At 69.3% G+C, this 17863-nt stretch carries 13 protein-coding genes and 1 tRNA gene; 12 read left to right on the top strand and 2 right to left on the bottom strand.

Going from position 1 to position 17863, the window contains the following annotated elements:
* Positions 1–63: 63 nt before the first annotated feature.
* The 4 genes from gyrA (at position 64) to QM624_RS01470 (ending at position 4794) form a co-directional block, all read left to right on the top strand.
* Positions 64–2631 (top strand): DNA gyrase subunit A, encoded by a 2568-nt coding sequence (gene gyrA, locus QM624_RS01485; RefSeq protein ID WP_415088319.1) that lies wholly within the window; start codon positions 64–66, stop codon positions 2629–2631.
* Positions 2632–2649: 18 nt separating this feature from the next.
* Entirely contained in the window at positions 2650–3210 is a 561-nt protein-coding gene (locus tag QM624_RS01480) for a DUF3566 domain-containing protein (RefSeq protein WP_415088315.1), read from the top strand.
* Between the two features lie 56 nt (positions 3211–3266).
* Positions 3267–4601, top strand: coding sequence for a hypothetical protein (locus tag QM624_RS01475; protein WP_415088314.1), 1335 nt, complete (start codon positions 3267–3269; stop codon positions 4599–4601).
* A gap of 119 nt (positions 4602–4720) precedes the next feature.
* Positions 4721–4794 (top strand) — tRNA-Ile (locus QM624_RS01470).
* 136 nt (positions 4795–4930) lie between these two features.
* Here the strand turns inward: QM624_RS01470 and QM624_RS01465 are convergent.
* Together QM624_RS01465 and QM624_RS01460 are read right to left on the bottom strand one after the other, a co-directional pair.
* On the bottom strand, positions 4931–5590 hold the full coding sequence (locus tag QM624_RS01465) for an HAD family hydrolase (protein WP_415088313.1): 660 nt from the start codon (positions 5588–5590) through the stop codon (positions 4931–4933).
* Between the two features lie 930 nt (positions 5591–6520).
* Positions 6521–6919, bottom strand: a complete 399-nt coding sequence (locus QM624_RS01460; RefSeq protein ID WP_415088311.1) for a hypothetical protein — start codon at positions 6917–6919, stop codon at positions 6521–6523.
* 230 nt (positions 6920–7149) lie between these two features.
* Here QM624_RS01460 and QM624_RS01455 point away from each other — a divergent pair, with 230 nt between their 5' ends.
* The 8 genes from QM624_RS01455 (at position 7150) to QM624_RS01420 (ending at position 17769) form a co-directional block, all read left to right on the top strand.
* A complete protein-coding gene (locus QM624_RS01455) occupies positions 7150–7806 on the top strand; it encodes an AAA family ATPase (protein ID WP_415088310.1) in 657 nt (218 codons plus the stop codon).
* 73 nt (positions 7807–7879) lie between these two features.
* On the top strand, positions 7880–8650 hold the full coding sequence (locus QM624_RS01450; protein WP_415088308.1) for an SDR family oxidoreductase: 771 nt from the start codon (positions 7880–7882) through the stop codon (positions 8648–8650).
* Positions 8647–9753, top strand: coding sequence for an isochorismate synthase (locus QM624_RS01445; protein WP_415088307.1), 1107 nt, complete (start codon positions 8647–8649; stop codon positions 9751–9753). The genes QM624_RS01450 and QM624_RS01445 overlap by 4 nt, the downstream gene beginning before the upstream one ends.
* Entirely contained in the window at positions 9750–11462 is a 1713-nt protein-coding gene (locus tag QM624_RS01440; protein WP_415088306.1) for a (2,3-dihydroxybenzoyl)adenylate synthase, read from the top strand. Before QM624_RS01445 ends, QM624_RS01440 begins: the two co-directional genes overlap by 4 nt.
* Positions 11459–12349 carry an isochorismatase family protein gene (locus QM624_RS01435; RefSeq protein WP_415088305.1) on the top strand — a complete coding sequence of 297 codons (891 nt, stop codon included), beginning with the start codon at positions 11459–11461 and terminating at the stop codon, positions 12347–12349. The genes QM624_RS01440 and QM624_RS01435 overlap by 4 nt, the downstream gene beginning before the upstream one ends.
* On the top strand, positions 12339–16250 hold the full coding sequence (locus QM624_RS01430; RefSeq protein ID WP_415088304.1) for an amino acid adenylation domain-containing protein: 3912 nt from the start codon (positions 12339–12341) through the stop codon (positions 16248–16250). Before QM624_RS01435 ends, QM624_RS01430 begins: the two co-directional genes overlap by 11 nt.
* Positions 16247–16894 (top strand): 4'-phosphopantetheinyl transferase family protein, encoded by a 648-nt coding sequence (locus tag QM624_RS01425; RefSeq protein WP_415088303.1) that lies wholly within the window; start codon positions 16247–16249, stop codon positions 16892–16894. Before QM624_RS01430 ends, QM624_RS01425 begins: the two co-directional genes overlap by 4 nt.
* On the top strand, positions 16891–17769 hold the full coding sequence (locus tag QM624_RS01420) for a LysR family transcriptional regulator (protein WP_415088302.1): 879 nt from the start codon (positions 16891–16893) through the stop codon (positions 17767–17769). The genes QM624_RS01425 and QM624_RS01420 overlap by 4 nt, the downstream gene beginning before the upstream one ends.
* Positions 17770–17863 lie beyond the last annotated feature (94 nt).

Raw genomic sequence — 17863 nt, 5'->3', positions numbered from 1 at the left:
GACGAGCCGGTCGAGGGCAACGACGACGCCGGCACCGAGCCGACCCAGGCCCGCACCGACGAGATCGACCTGAACGTCGAGATCCAGCGCTCCTACCTCGACTACGCGATGAGCGTCATCGTCGGACGCGCGCTGCCCGACGTCCGCGACGGCCTCAAGCCGGTGCACCGCCGGGTGCTGTACGCGATGTACGACGGCGGCTACCGGCCCGACCGGGGCTGGAACAAGTGCTCCCGGGTGGTCGGCGAGGTGATGGGTCTGTACCACCCGCACGGCGACTCGGCGATCTACGACACCCTGGTCCGGCTGGCGCAGCCCTGGGTGATGCGGGCTCCGCTGGTGGCCGGTCAGGGCAACTTCGGCTCACCCGGCAACGACCCGGCGGCCGCGATGCGGTACACCGAGTGCAAGATGGCGCCGCTGGCCATGGAGATGGTCCGCGACATCACCGAGGACACCGTCGACTTCAAGCCTAACTACGACAACCGCGACACCGAACCGGTGGTGCTGCCGGCCCGCTTCCCGAACCTGCTGGTCAACGGCTCCTCGGGCATCGCGGTCGGCATGGCCACCAACATCCCGCCGCACAACCTGCGTGAGGTGGCCGACGCCGTCCAGTGGTCGCTGGAGCATCCCGACGCCACCAAGGAAGAACTGCTCGAGGCGGCGATCGAACGGATCAAGGGCCCCGACTTCCCGCTCGGCGCACTGATCGTCGGCCGCAAGGGCATCGAGGACGCCTACCGCACCGGACGTGGCTCGGTGGTGATGCGGGCGGTCATCGACATCGAAGAGGACAAGTCCGGCCGCACCCTGCTGGTGGTCACCGAGCTGCCCTACATGTGCAACCCGGACAACCTGGCCACCAAGATCGCTGAACTGGTCAACGCCGGCAAGCTGAGCGGCATCGCCGACATTCGCGACGATTCCTCGGCGCGCACCGGTCAGCGGCTGGTGATCGTGCTGAAGCGTGACGCCCAGCCGCGGGTGGTGATGAACAACCTGTACAAGCACACCCAGCTGCAGGACACCTTCGGCTGCAACATGCTGGCGCTGGTCGACGATGTCCCCCGGACGCTGCGGCTCGACCAGTTCCTGTCGCACTGGATCAAGCACCAGTTGCAGGTCATTCAGCGCCGGACGGCGTTCCGGCTGGCCGAGGCCGAGAAGATGGCGCACATCTACCGCGGCCTGGTGAAGGCGCTGGACGCGCTCGACGAGGTGATCGCGCTGATCCGGGCCAGCTCGGACGCCGAAACCGCGCGCACCGGGCTGATGGAACTGCTCGAGATCGACGAGGCGCAGGCCAACGCGATCCTGGAGATGCAGCTGCGCCGGCTGGCGGCCCTGGAGCGGCAGAAGATCATCGACCGGCTGGCTGAGCTGGAGCGGCTGATCGCCGACCTGCAGGACATCCTGGACCGGCCCGAGCGGCAGCGCAGGATCATCGGCGAGGAGCTCGCCGAGATCGTCGAGAAGTACGGCACCGACCGCCGCACCCGGATCATCTCCGCCGACGGTGACCTGTCCAACGAGGACCTGATCCCCGACGAGGACATGGTGGTCACCATCACCCACGGTGGTTACGCCAAGCGCACCCGGACCGACCAGTACCGGGCGCAGAAGCGCGGTGGCAAGGGGGTTCGCGGTGCGAGCCTGCGGGCCGACGACGAGGTGGAGCATCTGTTCGCAACCACCAACCACCACTGGATCCTGTTCTTCACCAACCTCGGCCGGGTCTACCGGGCGAAGGTGTGGCAGCTGCCGGAGGCCGGCCGCGACGCCAAGGGCGGGCATGTGGCCGGGCTGCTGTCGTTCCTGCCCGAGGAGCGGATCGCCCAGGTGCTGACGTTGCGCAGCTACACCGACGCGCCGTACCTGCTGCTGGCCACCCGCCGCGGCCTGGTGAAGAAGACTTCGCTGAACGCCTACGACTCGCCGCGGCAGGCGGGCGTGATCGCGATCAACTTCCGCGACGAAGATGACGAGCTGATCGGCGCCGAGCTGTGCTCGTGGGCCGACGACGTGCTGCTGATCTCGCGCAAGGGCCAGGCGATCCGGTTCGCGGCCAGTGACGAGCAGCTGCGGCCGATGGGACGGGCGACGTCCGGGGTGACCGGGATGAAGTTCCGTGGCGACGACACGTTGCTGTCGATGGCGGTGATCGATGCCGACATGCCCGAGGACGACCGCTTCGTGTTCACCGTCACCGACGGTGGTTTCGCGAAGCGGACGGCGGTCTCGGAGTACCGGCAGCAGGGCCGAGGTGGTCTGGGCATCAAGGCGATGAAGCTGAACGACGACCGCGGTTCGCTGGTCGGCGGGCTGGTCGTCCAGGAGAACGACGAGATCATGGCGATCAAGACGTCGGGGCAGATCATCCGCTCCTCGGTGAGCGAGGTGCCGCCGAAGGGACGCGACACGATGGGTGTGAAGTTCGTCCATGTGCAGGGCGACGACTCGGTGTCGGTGATCGCCTTGTACCCGGAGAGCGGCGCTGAGGTGGAAAACGGCGCCGATGGGGAAGAATCGACCCAAGGGGCGGTGTCGGATACCGTGCCAGCGTCGGATACCGTTGGGCCGGACGCCGTTGATTCAGACGGTGGCGACCCGCAGAATCCCGTCGACTGACGAGGGTCGAGGAGGACTATGAGCGACCAGCAGGGCAAGTCCAGCACGTCTGTGGCCGGGAATGTCTGGAACCCGGGGACGGCGGGCGAACACCGCGACGCCGGTGACTCCGACTCCACCCGGGTGCAGCCGGCGATCGGCGAGCAGGCGCCCGCTCAGCCCGCGCGTCCGTCGGTGGTGAGTGCCGGACCGCGTTCGGTGTCGCGACGCACCCGCAAGGCGCGACTCCGGCTGTCCCGGATCGATCCGTGGTCGGTGATGAAGACGTCGTTCCTGTTCTCCATCGCCTTCGGGATCATGTTCTGGTTCGCCACTTATGTGGTGTGGTCGGTGATCGGGGCGTCCGGTTTGTTCGACGCGGTGAACACGATTCTGCAGAGCGTGCTCTCCAACCCGAACGACCAGACCCAGGTCCGGATCGAGGACTTCGTCAACACCAACAAGGTGCTCGGCGTCGCGGCATTGATCGCGGTGATCAATGTGGTGCTGTTGACTGCGATCGGCACTCTGACGGCGTTCCTGTACAACCTGTCGGCGAACATTCTCGGTGGTCTCGAACTCACTCTTGCCGAGGACTGACCCTCATCTGCCGTTAGCATGTCCGGGTCCCCCAATCCTTAACGGAGGCACCTGGCATGACTGATCCCAACCGTCCCAACGATCCCGGACAGCCCGAGCACAGTCCGCAGTTTCCGTCGGCAGGTAGCCCCTACGCACCGCCCGGTGGGCAGCCCGGCTACGGTCAACCCGCCTACGGCCAGCCGAGCTATCAGCAGCCGGGCTACGGCCAGCCCGGCCAGCAGCCGCCGCAGGGCGGTTTCGGTCAGCAGCCCGCGGCCGGTTTCGGCCAGCCGGTGGGCTCTCAGCCGGGCTACCAGGCCCCGGGAGCGCCCGGTGGCCCCGGAGCCCCCGGTCCGGGCTGGGGAACTCCTCCGCCGCCGCCGCCCGGGCAGCCGGCCAAGGGCGGCAACAAGATGCCGCTGATCATCGGCGGTGCGGTGCTCGTCATCATCGCTTTGGTGTTCGGCCTGATGCAGCTGGGCAAGAACAACCAGGGCACCACCGGAACGCCGAGCAGTTCCGCGTCGCCGCAGGCCAGCCAGGGCACCGGCGTCGGGACCGGTTCGGCGACGGAGACCGTCCAGAAGTACTTCGACGCGCTGGCCGCGTCCGATCCCGACACGATCTTCGGCCTGGTTCGCGGTGATCTGCCGGATCGCACCTTCCTGACCAAGGAAGTGATGACCGCCGCCGTGCAGGCGAACCCGATCACCGACCTGAAGCTGACCGAACTGGAGTCGTCCAAGTACAGCGCCCAGATTCAGGCCGACTACACCATCAACGATCGCCCCAAGACCGAGAAGTTCACCCTGATCAGCAGCGACGGACGTTGGTTCATGAGCCGGATCGCAGCCCGGTTGTCGATGAGCCCGTTCAGCCCGGCTGATACCGGACTGACCGTGAACGGCATTGCGGTCGGCGATGTGGACGCCATCGAGGTGTTCCCCGGTGGTTACACGCTGGCCAGCACGGGTGACACCTACACGTTCAGCAAGACCAAGGTGGTCGTCGAAGGACTCATCGCCTCCACCAACGTGTACAGCATCCGGGTGCAGCTCTCGGACAGCGCACTGAAGTCGTTCCGCTCCGCCACCAAGGACCTGGTCAACTCGTGCAAGAAGCCGGGTTCGCTGAAGAACGCGCGGTGCAGCATCAACTTCCGGCAGCCGTCCGGCACCAAGATCAAGGCCAGCACGATCGCCTGCACGCCGTCCCGGGTGAACTCGATCGACCGGATGAAGCCGACTCTGGACTCGACCGACATGACGGTTCGCGGTTCGCTCAGTGTCAGCTTCACCTGCACGATGAAGGGCACCAACGGACGCAGCTTCCGCGGCTACGAGAGCCTGGTGGCGGTCTACGGGCAGAAGACCGAGTCGGGCTGGAAGGTCAGCGCCGAACGTCCGTGACTGCGATGTCGGCCCGGACCGTTACACGTGAAGCGGTCCGGGCCGACCCACGGGTGGACACGATTTGAGCGGGCGGCACCAGAGTCGGTAGTGTTGTCACTCGGTGTTCCCGCCCACGCGGGCCTATAGCTCAGACGGTTAGAGCGCCGCCCTGATAAGGCGGAGGTCACTGGTTCAAGTCCAGTTAGGCCCACCCAGATCTGCAAGCAGGTCAATGCCTCGGCTGCATGCCACTCCCACACCGACTGAGTGACTCCTTAGCGAGCGACTGCCGTCCTCCAAAGCGCCATCGGCGGGAACCGACCGGTCACAACGAGCGATCTATCGGGTCAGTCCTCGAAGAGCGAGAGTAGATCACGTAGGTCACTGCACTGTCGGAGTATCCTCGCGCCCGCGGGAGCTGTTCGTTGTTGTTCGTTGACCCAAGCTACGTGGATTCCGAGCGCGTTTGCTCCGGCAATGTCCGAACTCAACGAGTCGCCGACGTGGAGGACCTCAGCACGATCGAGACCGAGCGCTCGTAGTCCCGCCTCAAACAGTTCTGCTCGCGGCTTGTACGAGCGGGCTTCTTCACTGGCAATGGTCAGAGGTAAGGGCAACTTGGTGTGGCTGATCGCCGCGTCAAGGTCCACCCGGTCGATGTTGGAGATGACGCACACAGGAACGGGGCACGCGGACAGAAATGCGGCGGCTCCTGGGCGCACGGAGGGCGACTGCCAATAGGCGAACTGGTCTGCGGATAGTTCCACGGGATCAAGGGCGGACCCGATGTTTCTGAGCACTGTGGTCAGTGACGCGATTCCCAGTTCACGCTGGGTGCGGAAGGAGCGCCCGTGCGAAGCCACGAGCAGTCCAGAGAATTCCCTACCCCATTCCCGCGCGAGCCATGGTGCTGAGTGCTCTGGATGATCACGCACGATCTGTCGGACGATGTTGCGGATGGTTGGACCATCCTCTTCAACGACCGTCCCGTAGAAGTCCAGCAGCAACCCTCGATACGTCACATGAGTCAGAGTGTCAGCCCTTCGCGTCTGCGTCTCGTTGTGCGGCCTCAGCGTGCTGAACGGCCCCGGCGCACCCTTGCGCTGTGCGGCGTGCCAATTTTCGCCGCTGCCGCACATCACCAGTTCGGGTGGGGCATATGCCCGGCTCCTGAGACGTACATGGCGGCTGAAGTGGGTGCTTCTTAGGCCTGTCGACCGGGCTCGCCGCCCCGTTGCCAGCCCTCCACAATGTCGCGTCGCGCCCGGTGCAACCAAACCCCTCCTGCGTACACTCCGATAACCAGCGGCAGGAGAACGAGCCCTCCTGCCGGACCGTTCAGCCAAGCCGCGGGCAGGGCGGAAGGGATGAGCCCAATAGCCGCCAGAGGGAGACCCTTGCCGTTCAGCGTGTGTTCCTCGACCTCCTGATCGCGGAGTGTGGACTGAACGGTGACAAGCTCCGCACCCAGGGCGTCGAGCCGGTCGGTGAGGACCGCCTTTGCCTTCTCTTGTCCGTCCTGCAGAGCGTTCAATTCTTTACGCAGCTGTGCTGCTTGTCGCTCCAGTGTCGCGACGCGTTCCTCAGTGGTGTTTGGTTCCGGCTCCGCAAGGAGGGTTACCGAGACGTACCCAGTGAGGCTGTCGGCCGGTGGAGTCGGTGAGGACGATCGTGGAGTCGGTTGCGGGTGACGCAGCAGTAGGTTCCAACTCTTTGCGAGCCGCTTGCCGATGCGCGGTAGTAGGGCGCCAACTTCGTACGGACTGACGACCATCAGACCGAGCGCAGTCACCACCGCACCAAGGAGGCTCAGCGAGTCTGATAGCACGCCCTCAAGTGTCCAAGTGCAACCAGGCAACGCGACCACGGCGCGCCGGAGGTAGAGCACCGAGTAGGGCCGAGTCACGGCCTCCTATGCAGAGCCCTGGATGTGGGTGCTAGGACGGACTCTCGCCCCTAGGTACGAATCCCACTCGCACGTCAGATGATGACGTGACACTGGCGCTTAGGCCGGCAGAACGCCCGATGTGCTGGATCAGGTCGGCCAGATCGTTGTTCTTCTGGTCGCCTACCTGTCCATGGAGGACTGCCCGGTAAAGCCGGAGAGCTTCAGAATCATCACCAAACACCAACGGGATCTCGTTGAGGGGAGCGAGAAGTTTCTCCCATTCCAAGCGACAGCGCATCAGGTCGCGAGCTAACTCGTAGCGCAGTTGTTCGCGCCGCTCCTTGTCGCGCTGCCTATTCAACCAGCGCTGCTGGAAGTAGGACGCTGCCACCGTGATCACCGCGCCAACTATGACCCCGAGTACGCCGCTCCACAGTGCATCAGTCATGGCGGGAGCGTAGTAGGCCCGTGCCTCCGAGCTGGTTCGTTCGGAACACTTGGATGGGAACCCGGACGCCCACTCATGCATGCGGTGTGCGTGCCTGATGTGACGCATCTTGCGGAAGCAGCTTTAGTTATCGACCCTGACCTCATGCAAAGGCCGGGCGTAGCCTGCCCTACGGGCGTAGCGTGCAAGAAAGGGTTTCGTCCGAATCGAACCGGCTGAGAGGAACAGCGATGCACCGCTCGATCGTGATCAATCGTGAGTTCGGCAGTGGTGGCCGCGAGATCGGGCGGCTGATCAGCGAACGCACCGGCATGGAGCTGTACGACACCCGGGTGTTGCAGGAGGCCGCGAGCAAGCGTGGCCTGGCCGCCGATCTGCTGGCCACCTTCGACGAACGCGTGGTGACCGGCACCTACTTCGACATGTCCGTCATCGCCGGCTTCGACGCCGAAACCTACTCGTTGCCCTATCGCATGTACGGCGCGATCGCCGAGGTGATCACTGAGGCGGCGCGGGTCGCGCCGGCGGTGTTCATCGGTCGCTGCGCCGATTCGGTGCTGCGCAGCGCCAAGCAACCCTGCCTGAGCACCTTCGTCTACAGCACCGACACGGCCGCCAAGATCGCCCGCGCGGTCGAGGTGGACGGCGTGCCGGCCAAGGACGCCGAGAAGTACATCGCGAAGATGGACAAGATCCGCAGCCGGTACCAGCAGTTCTTCACCAACACCCGATTCGGTGATCCCCGGCGCTACGACCTGTGTCTCAACAGCGGACGACTCGGCTACGAGATGTGCGCCGACCTCATCACCGCGGCGCAGGAGGACCAACCGCGTCCGGACGGCCCGGAGACCGCTGCGAGCCCCACGGAGCCCACCTCCGCCGAGTAACCGGGCTCGGACGGCGCCGTCCGCGTAGTAGTCCGGGTAAGAATGTAGGTAAGGCTTGCCTTACTATCAGCGCATGAGCACCCCCTCGCAACGGCGCATCGTCGTGACCGGTGCGGCCGGCGGTATCGGTCGCGCGGTGGCGTGGCAGCTGGCCGGGCAGGGAGTCGCTCTGAGCCTGTTGGACCGTGATGCGGACGGTCTGGCGGTCGCCGCCGATGGGGTCGTGGCCGCTGGCGGACCGGCTCCGCTGATCCTGGCCGGCGACATCGCCGATCGGGCCGCGGTCGCCGACGCCCTGAGCGCCGCCGCTGCCGAGGGACCGCTGGACGGCCTGGTCAGCACCGCCGGCCTGCTCGAACCGGCGGGTCTCATCGACACTTCCGAAGCTGCCTGGCAGCGGCATCTCGCGGTCAACGCCACCGGCGTCTTCCACCTGTTGCAGGAGGGTGCGCCCCGGCTGCGCGACGGCGCCGCGATCGTGGTGGTCAGCTCGAACGCCGCCCGGGTGCCGCGGCTGAACATGCTGGCCTATGCGGCGTCCAAGGCGGCCGCCTCGGCGCTGGCCCGCTGCGCCGGCCTGGAACTGGCGGCCCGCGGCATTCGCTGCAACGTGGTCGAACCCGGTTCGACCGACACCCCGATGCTGCGGGAACTGTGGGCCGATCCCGAGACCGGTCCGGCCCGCACCATCGGCGGCGACCCGGAGGCGTTCCGCGTCGGCATTCCGCTGGGCCGGATCGGGGCCCCCGATGATGTCGCCGGCGTGGTCTGCTTCCTGCTCTCGGACGCCGCCCGGCAGGTCACCCTGCAACAGGTCTTCGTGGATGGCGGCGCCTCGCTGTGACCGAACTCATCGAATGCGGGCAGCCGCCCGCGGTGCAGCTGCCTTCCCCGTTGTTCGCCGGGGACACCATGAACGCCGGCACGGTGCTGTCGACATCGCAGGGCAGTGGTCCGGATTGGGCCGATCGGGTGGTGGCGTCCCTGTCGCCGGGCGAGCGGGCGCTAGTGGTGCTGCCCTTCCGTCCGGACGCGCCCGGCATCGCGCACCGGGTGGCACTCACCGCCGCGCCGGCGTCCGCCCTGGTGGCGCCGCGATTGTCGGCCGCGCGGCATCAGGTCACCGAGCAGCCGAGCGGCGCCGGTTACGCCGATCGCGTGCGGACCGCCCTGGGCTGGATCGAGGCCGGACGCCTGGAGAAAGTGGTGCTCGGACGCAACCTCGAGGTGCGCAGCGACCCGCCGCTGGACGCCGACGCGATCGTTGCCCGGCTGCTCACCGACCGCCCCGGCCGCTACGTCTTCCGGGTGCCGCTGACGAACGAGTCGGACGGCCCGGTGCTGCTCGGTGCCAGTCCCGAGTTGCTGGTCAGCCGCCGCGGACGCGTCGTCCGCAGCCTGCCGCTGGCCGGATCGGTGCCGCGGGCGTCCGACGTCGGTGAGGACGCGCACCGCGTCCGTACCCTGCTCGGCTCGGCCAAGGACCGGCACGAGCACGCGTTCGTCGTCGAAGCCATCGTCGAGTCCCTCACCGGGGTCTGTGACGGGGTGGTGGCCGACGAGCCGCGGATCGTCTCCACCGACACCCTGCATCACCTCGGCACCAGGATCGGCGGCACGCTCGCGGCGGGAACGGCCGCGCCCAGCGCCCTGCACCTGGCCCAACTGCTGCACCCGACGCCGGCCATCGGCGGGGCGCCGACCAAGGCCGCGCTACGGGCGATCGACGAACTCGAAGAGGACCGCGGGCCGCTCACCGGGGTGGTCGGCTGGGTGGACGGCAGCGGCGACGGTGAGTTCGCCATCGCCATCCGCGCCGGCGTCCTGGACGGCGACCGGCTGCGGCTGTACGCCGGGGCGGGCATCGTCGCCGGCTCCGACCCTGACGCCGAAGTCCGCGAGACCGGCGCCAAGTTGACCACGATGCTGAAGGCGGTGGGATTGTGAGCCGATCACCGGTGGCCCCGGTTCGGAGCTGGCCCGAGGACGTCCGTGCGCGCTACCGTGCGGCCGGCTATTGGACCGATGAAACGTTCGCCGCCTTCATCGAAGACCGCACCAGCCGATTCGCCGACAACCTGGCTGTCGCCGGACAGGACGCCGCCGGCACCCCGCAGCGCTGGAGCTACGCCGAACTCGGCGAGCGGGCCCGCGCGGCTGCTGTTCGGCTGCGCGGGGCCGGTGTGGAGCCCGGTGACCGGGTGGTGGTCGCGCTGCCGAACATCACCGAATACGTCGAGGTGGTGCTCGGCCTGTTCCGGCTCGGTGCGCTTCCGGTGTTCGCGCTGCCCACCCATCGTGAGCTGGAGCTCACCCAGTTCTGTGTGCTGGCCGACGCGGCCGCGCTGGTGGTGGCCGTTGGGGCCGACCGGGTCGATCATCGTGCGCTGTTCGACACGGTGTCGGCGCAGGTCGCCGACCGTGGGGTTGAGCCGCCGACGTTGATCGACGTGGGGACGTGGGCGTCCGAGGCTGCGGATACTGCGGAGGGAGATCCCGGCGTTCGCCGGGATGACGAGAGGGGCCCGGGTGACGAGAAGGGCCCGGGTGCCGAGGAGACTGCCTTTCTGCAGCTGTCCGGGGGTACCACCGGGGTGGCGAAGCTGATCCCGCGGACGGCCGCCGACTACCTGTACTCGGTGCGGGCCAGTGCGGAGATCTGCGGGCTGGACGCTTCGACCCGGGCGTTGATCGTGTTGCCGGCCGCGCACAACTTCCCGATGAGCTCGCCGGGCATCCTCGGCGTGCTGCACACCGGTGGCGCGGTGGTGCTGGCCCGTGACCCCAGCCCGCGGACGGCGTTCCGGCTGATCGCCGAGCACGGGGTGACCGATGTCGCCCTTGTGCCGCCGCTGGCCCAGGCCTGGATCTCGGCGGCGCAACGCCGGCGTCCGGATCTCGCCACGCTGCGCACCGTGCAGGTGGGAGGCGCTCGGCTCGCCGATTCGGTGGCGCCGGCCGTCCGAGAGGTGCTGGGTGCCCGGCTGCAGCAGGTCTTCGGCATGGCCGAGGGCCTGGTCAACTACACCCGCGCCGACGACCCGGACGAGTTGGTGTTCACCACCCAGGGCAGGCCGATCAGCCCCGACGACGAGGTACGCATCGTCGACCCCGAGGACCGCGACGTGCCCGAGGGTGCCGAGGGCAGCCTGCTGACCCGCGGCCCGTACACGATCCGCGGCTACTACGCCTCGCCGCAGGCCGACTCCGACTCGTTCACCGCTGACGGCTACTACCGCACGGGCGATCTGGTCCGCCGGTTGCCCAGCGGCCACCTGATCGTCACCGGACGCGACAAGGACCAGATCAACCGTGGCGGCGAGAAGGTCTCCACCGAAGAGCTGGAGGGCTTCGCGCTTACCCATCCCGCGGTGCTGGACGCGGTCGCGGTCGGCGTCCCGGACGCCTATCTGGGCGAGCGGGTCGTGCTGGTTGCCCGCACCGAGCCGGACGCCGAGCGACCCGACCTGGTCGGCCATCTGAGGGCGGCCGGGCTGGCCACCTACAAGGTGCCCGACGACATCGTCTTCCTCGACGAGCTGCCCGCCACCCACGTCGGCAAGAACAGCCGCCGGGAACTGCGCCGGCTGCTCGCCACCACCCTCGCCCCCCAGGCCGTGCCGCAACCGGCCGCACCATCGAAGGAGCACCGATGACCCTGCCCGTCGGCATCGACTACGAGGCCCCGCTGCACGACCTGCCGGTGAGCCGCGCCACCTGGGAGCTGGACGCCGGCCGCGCCGCCGTCCTGGTGCACGATCTGCAACGCTATTTCGTCACCCCGTTCACCGACGGCTGCCCGGCCCTGGCCGGTGCGCTGGCCGCCACCGAGCAGATCGTGCAGGCTGCCCGCGCCGCAGGAGTGCCGGTGTTCTACACCGCGCAGCAGGGCGACCAGGACCCGGCCGACCGCGGCCTGCAGGGCGACCTGTGGGGTCCCGGGATGAGCACCGATCCGGTGCACACCGCGATCGTGGCCGAGGTGGCGCCGTCCGAAACCGACGCGATCGTGGAGAAGCACCGTTACAGCGCGTTCGCCCGCACCGACCTGGCTGACCGGCTGGCCGCCGCCGGGCGTGACCAGCTGATCATCACCGGCGTCTACGCCCACATCGGCGTCACCGCCACTGCCCTGGACGCCTTCCAGCGCGAGATCCACCCCTTCGTCGTCGCCGACGCGGTGGCCGACCTGGGGGCCGAGCAGCACCGCCGCGCGTTGGAACTGATCGCGTCCTGCTGCGGCGTGGTGATCCTGGCCGACGACGTGCTCGGCGCGCTGCGGTCCGACGACGAGTCGTCCGAGGCGGGGGGCTGGGATGAGCGGATCCAGAGCGCCCTGTCGGGTTTGCTGGCGCCGGACGCGCTGACCGCGTTCTTCGCCGATCCGGATTCCGACCTGTTCGAGCTCGGTCTGGATTCGCTGCGCGCGTTCGACTTCCTGGATGCGCTGGCCGACGACGGGCTCGACTTGGACTTCGGTGAGTTCACCCGCAGCCCCACCCTGAACTGGCTACGTCGGCAGGCTGGTTCCGTTGCCGCCTAGCGATTCCACCGCTCGTCGAGCCTGTCGAGACCCCAGGACCGGCGCCGGCGAGGACTGGCTTGCCCTCACGCCAGCCCAACTGGGCTTGTTCTTCGCCCACCAGCTCGACCCCGGCAACCCGGCCTACACCACCGCCGAGGTGGTGGAGCTGAGCGGTGCCGTGGACGCCGCCGCGCTGGCCCAGGCGATTGCCGCCGGCTACGCCGAGTTCGAGCAGTTGCGGGTCGAGTTCGCCACCACCCCCGACGGCCCCCGGCAGCGGGTGCGTCCGACCGCTCCGGTCGAATTGCTGGTCCAGGAGGCCGCCGACCGGGACGCCGCCACCGCCCTGATCGACGCCGAGTTGGGCCGTCCGCTCGACCTGCTGGCCGGTGAGGTGACCCGGACCGGCCTGGTTCGGCTGGCCGACGGCACGACCTGGTGGTGGCACGCCGCCCATCACGTGGTGCTGGACGGTTATGGCGCGCAGCAGTTGCTGCGCCGGATCGCTGCGCTCTACGACGGCGCTGAGCCTGCCGAGGCGATCGCGCTCGCCGATCTGGTCGCCGAAGACCATCGGGCGGCTGAGTCGGAGGAGTTCTGGGACGCCCGGTTGGCCACCATGACCGATCCGGCCTCGCTGGCCGGCGGGGTTGCGACCCCGCGGCCGCGGGCCATCCGTCGCGCCATCGATCTGGAGGCCGAGGCACAGACGGCGCTGGTGCGGGGCGCCCGCCGGCTGGGTGTCACCTGGGCCGACCTGGTCACCGCCGCCACCGGCAGCTATGTCGGACGGCTGCTCGGCACGGCGTCCGGACGAATCGGGCTGCCGCTGATGAACCGGTCGTTGCCCGGATTTGGGCAGCTGATCGCCGCCCGGACGGTGTGCACGGCGATGAACGTGCTGCCGGCCGCCGTTCCTGCTCAGGGAACCGTGGCGGACGCGCTGGCCGCGACACGTGACGAGCAGACCCAGCTACGGCAGCATCCGTTCGAACGCCAGGAGTGGCTGACCCGGCGGCTGGCCCGCCGCGGCGGACCCGAACTGTTCGGCATGCAGGTCAACGTGCTGCCGTTCGACCTGGAACTGACGCTCGGCGGGGTGCCGGGCACCGTCCGCAACCTGACCGCCGGACCGGTGGAGGACCTCACCTTCACCCTGCGCGGCGTTCCCGGCCGCGGCCGGCGGGTGCGGCTCGAGCTGGACGCCCACCCCGAGCTGTACGACGCCGACGCACTGGATCGGCACCTGGCCCGGCTGCGGCACTGGCTGGGGGTATGGGCGAGCGCCGAGCCGGACGCCGACGTGGCCCGGCTGCCGCTGCTGCCGCCGGAGGAATACTCCCTTGTCACTGAGGGGTTCAACGCGACAAGTCATGAGCGGGACAATGCCACGCTGGGGCAGCGGTTCGTCGCCCAGGCGGCCCGTACGCCCGACGCCACCGCGCTGGTCTTCGCGGGCGAGAGCCGCAGCTACGCCGAGCTGCTGGACCGGGCTCGGCGGATCGCCGGCGGGTTGGTCCGGGCGGGCGTCCGGGCCGGTGACGTGGTCGGCGTCCGGCTGCCGCGCGGCTTCGGCCTTTACGAGACAATTCACGCGATCGCACTGCTCGGCGCGGTCTATTGCCCGATCGATCCCGACCTGCCGCCGGCCCGGGTCGAAGCGATGCTCGACGATGCCGGCGTCGTCGCAGTGGTCGACGATCCGGACGCGCTGGCCGCCGGTGAGCCGTACCCGGGGGAGCCGCCCGGTGACGTGGACGCCGCGGCGTATCTGCTGTTCACCTCGGGCTCGACCGGTCGTCCGAAAGGTGTGCTGATCGGGCACCGAGCCATTGATAACCGGCTGGCCTGGATGCAGCACCACCTCCGGTTGGCGCCTGGTGAGCGGGTGCTGCACAAGACCCCGATCTCGTTCGACGTGTCGATCTGGGAGCTGTACTGGCCGCTGCAGGTCGGTGGCTGCGTGGTGATCGCACCGCCCGGCGCGCACCGCGACCCGCGGGCGCTGGCCGAGCTGATCGTCACCGAACAGGTGGCCGTGCTGCACTTCGTGCCGTCCATGCTGCGCGCCTTCCTCGGCGACCGGCCGGCTCGGGAACGGGTCGCTGAAGCCCGCGTCCGGCACCTGGTCGCCAGCGGTGAGGCGCTCACCCCTGACCTGGTCGCCGGCAGCCTGAAATGGTTCGGCGTGGGGCCTACCAACCTCTACGGTCCGACCGAGGCCGCCGTCGACGTCACCGTCTGGGACTGCACCGCCGCAGACGCGGCCGACGGGCACAGCGTGCCGATCGGCCGTCCGATCTGGAACACCACCTGCTTCGTTCTGGACGCCGCACTGCAGCCGGCCGGGGTCGGCGTCACCGGCGAGCTGTGGCTGGGCGGCGTGCAGCTGGCGCAGTGCTACCTGGGCCGTCCGGACCTCACCGCGGAACGCTTCGTCGACACGCAGTGGGGACGGCTGTATCGCACCGGCGACCTGGCCGCGTGGCGTCCGGACGGCGCGCTGCGCTACCTGGGCCGCACCGACGACCAGGTGAAGATCCGCGGCCAACGGATCGAACTCGGCGAGATCGAAGCGGCGCTTTCCGCTGGTCGAGCTTGTCGAGACCTCTCCGCCGGCCGAGCGACCGAGGTGGCAGTCGGGGTCGTCGACGGCTCCCTCGCCGTTTGGTTCGTCGCCTCGCCCGACACCGCGGACGAGGTGCGCGAGGTTCTCCGTGCGGCCGCCGCCGACGCACTCCCACCTTCGTTCATGCCCACCCGCTGGATCGACGTCGACGCGATCCCATTGACCCCCAGCGGCAAGACCGACCGGCGTGCGCTGGCCGAAATCGCTGCCCGGCAGCCGGCGCCCGCGGCGTCCGGAGTCGACGGCGAGGTGCCGCGTGACCTGCTGCAGCAGCGGGTGGCGGCGGTGATGGCCGAGGTGCTCGGGCTGCCTGCGGTCTCGGTGGACGCCGACTTCTTCGCCCTCGGCGGCGATTCGCTGTCGGTGCTGCGGCTGCTCGGACGGCTCGCCGACGACCTGGGCGTCGACATCGGCCTGGCCGAGGCGTTCGGGCATCCGACCGCGGCCGGGCTCGCCGAGCTGATCAGCGGAACTCTGAGCGGTGCCGGCCGGGAACTTATCGACGACTTCGCCGAAGTGCTCACCCTGCGGCCCGGGACCGATCGCCCGCCCCTGTTCCTGCTGCCGCCGGCCGGCGGCCTGGGCTGGTGTTACACCAGCCTGCTCGCCGACCTGCCGTCCGACCTCGGGGTGCACACCATTCAGGCACCCGGCACCGGCACCGGTTCTCCTGAGCCGGTCGCCGATCTCACTGCACTGGCCCGACGGCAGCTGGCCGCGATCCGCACCGTGGTGGGCGACGGGCCGTTCCACGTCGCCGGCTGGTCGCTGGGCGGCATGGCCGCCCACGCCGTCGCGGCACTGGCCCGCACCGAAGGTCAGAGCGTCGGCGCCGTCACCCTGCTGGACGCCTACCCGGCCGAACAGTGGCACCACCTGGCCGAACCGACCGAAGCCGAGGCGTTGATCGGCATCCTGCGGCTGGCCGGCCTGGACGCCCCGGACGACGACATACCGCTCACCCGGGAGCGGGTGGCCGGGTTGCTGCGCGACTCGGGCAGTGCCCTGGCCGCGCTGCCGTCGGTGCTGGTGGACGGCTGCATCGTCAGCGTGATCGAAGCCGCCCGACTGGTCCGGACGCCGCCGCCCGCCGCACTGGACGGTGACCTCACTGTCGTCGTGGCCGGCGCGCCGCGTCCCGAGACGCATCTGGACGCCGAGGGCTGGCGAGCGCATACCGTCGGGAACGTGCGCATCGTCGAACTGCCCGCCAGCCACGCCGAACTCGTCCGCCGTCCGGTCAGTAGCCGGGTCGCGGCGCTGCTCACCGAGGCGATCGAGGCGGCGTGACCATCGCCCGGTTCGCGCCGGTCGGCGAGGTGTCGGTGGACGCCGAACTCACCGGGGCTGAGCAGGCGCGGCACGACCGGCTGCGATTCGCCGCCGACCGGGACGCCTACCGTGCGGCCCACCTGCTGGTCCGGGCCTGCGCCGGAGAACTGCTCGGCGTCGTGCCCGAGCGGGTGCGGCTGCAGCAGCACTGCCCGCGCTGCGGCTCCACCGATCACGGACGGCCCTCGATCGTTGGCCAACCAGAGGTATGGGTCAGCCTGAGCCATACCCGCGGCCACGTTGCCGCCGTCGCCGCGACGTCCGAATGCGGCATCGACGTGGAGCGGATCGCCGGCTCGATCCCGCGCACCGCGGTCACCCCGCGCGAGCAGGCCTGGCTGGACACCGCCGCCGACCCGCTCCTGGAATTCACCCGGCTCTGGGTGCGCAAGGAAGCCCTGGTGAAAGTCGGTGTCGCCGACGAGCCGGGCCGGATCGACGTGCTCGGACCCGACATCGCACCAGCCCCCGCGACCCGGATCGGCGGGTTCGCCCTCACCGACTGGGCCGGCCCTACCGACGCACTCGGGCGTCCGGCCGTCTGGGGTTGCGTCGTGGTCCGCGCAGATAGCCTGCAGCCCATCGGCGGGGGTCGGGAATGACGCAGCTGACCTCGTGGGACGCACTGCGGGTGTTCGTCGCGGTGTGCCGGGCCGGGTCCTTCTCGGCGGCTGCCGATGAACTCGGATCGGCGCAGTCCTCGGTGTCGGAGCAGATCGCCCGGCTGGAGCGGCACCTCGGCCATCGGCTGCTGGAGCGCAGCCCGGCCGGAGTGCGTCCGACCGAGCGGGGGGCCGAACTGCTGGCCAGGATCGCCGGCCCGATCGACGCGCTGGCGGCCGCGACAGCACCGTCCGGAGCCGAAGCGTCCCGCACCGTGTTCCTGGGCGGGCCGGCCGAGTTCCTCTCCGAGGTGATCCTCCCCGCGTTGCTGCGAACTCCGCTACCGGACGGAGTGCGGGTGGCGGCACGATTCGGCCAGGCGGAGGAACTCGTCGACGACCTGCGCGCCGGCGCCGTCGATGTGCTGGTCAGCGCACTGCCCGTCCGGGGTTCCGATTTGGCCGCCGAACCGGTGTACGACGAGGAGTTCCTGCTGGTCGCCGGCCCGGCATGGGCAGGCACGGGCGACCTCGACGCCATCCCGGTGCTCAGCTACGGGCCGGAGTTGCCGATCATCCGCCGCTACTGGCGCAGCGTCTTCGGACGTCGCCCCGAACAGCTGGACGTGCGGGTGATCGCCCCAGATCTGCGCACCCTGCTGCGGCTGGCATTGGACGGCGCGGGCATGACGGTGCTGCCGGACTATCTGGTGCGCGAACAGCTGGCCTGTGGCGCGCTGGTGCAGCTGCACGAGCCGGAACTCGCGCCCCTGAACACGATCTACGTCGCCACCCGGAAGCCGGCCGCGCTACCCGACTCGGCGGTGCTCGCGGTGCGTGCGTCCGTTGTCGCGGCGGCCCGCTCGGTGCGCTGATCGTAGCCGCGAGCCGCGCCCGTCATCGGAGCGCCGATGCCCGCCATCGGCGGCCCGGTTACTGCCCGGGTGGGCACGATTCCTAGCCTGGGGA

The sequence above is a fragment of the Micropruina sp. genome, from assembly GCF_047606365.1.
In the GTDB taxonomy this organism is placed as follows: domain Bacteria; phylum Actinomycetota; class Actinomycetes; order Propionibacteriales; family Propionibacteriaceae; genus Micropruina.
Note: the sequence above shows the minus strand (reverse complement) of the source record. Positions and strands in the feature narration are given on the sequence as shown.

Excerpts from the sequence above, each read along its gene's own strand:
- QM624_RS01460 (WP_415088311.1), bottom strand. The coding sequence starts at position 6,919 with ATGACTGATGCACTGTGGAGCGGCGTACTCGGGGTCATAGTTGGCGCG.
- QM624_RS01455 (WP_415088310.1), top strand. The coding sequence starts at position 7,150 with ATGCACCGCTCGATCGTGATCAATCGTGAGTTCGGCAGTGGTGGCCGC.
- QM624_RS01480 (WP_415088315.1), top strand. The coding sequence starts at position 2,650 with ATGAGCGACCAGCAGGGCAAGTCCAGCACGTCTGTGGCCGGGAATGTC.
- QM624_RS01475 (WP_415088314.1), top strand. The coding sequence starts at position 3,267 with ATGACTGATCCCAACCGTCCCAACGATCCCGGACAGCCCGAGCACAGT.
- QM624_RS01420 (WP_415088302.1), top strand. The coding sequence starts at position 16,891 with ATGACGCAGCTGACCTCGTGGGACGCACTGCGGGTGTTCGTCGCGGTG.
- QM624_RS01450 (WP_415088308.1), top strand. The coding sequence starts at position 7,880 with ATGAGCACCCCCTCGCAACGGCGCATCGTCGTGACCGGTGCGGCCGGC.
- QM624_RS01435 (WP_415088305.1), top strand. The coding sequence starts at position 11,459 with ATGACCCTGCCCGTCGGCATCGACTACGAGGCCCCGCTGCACGACCTG.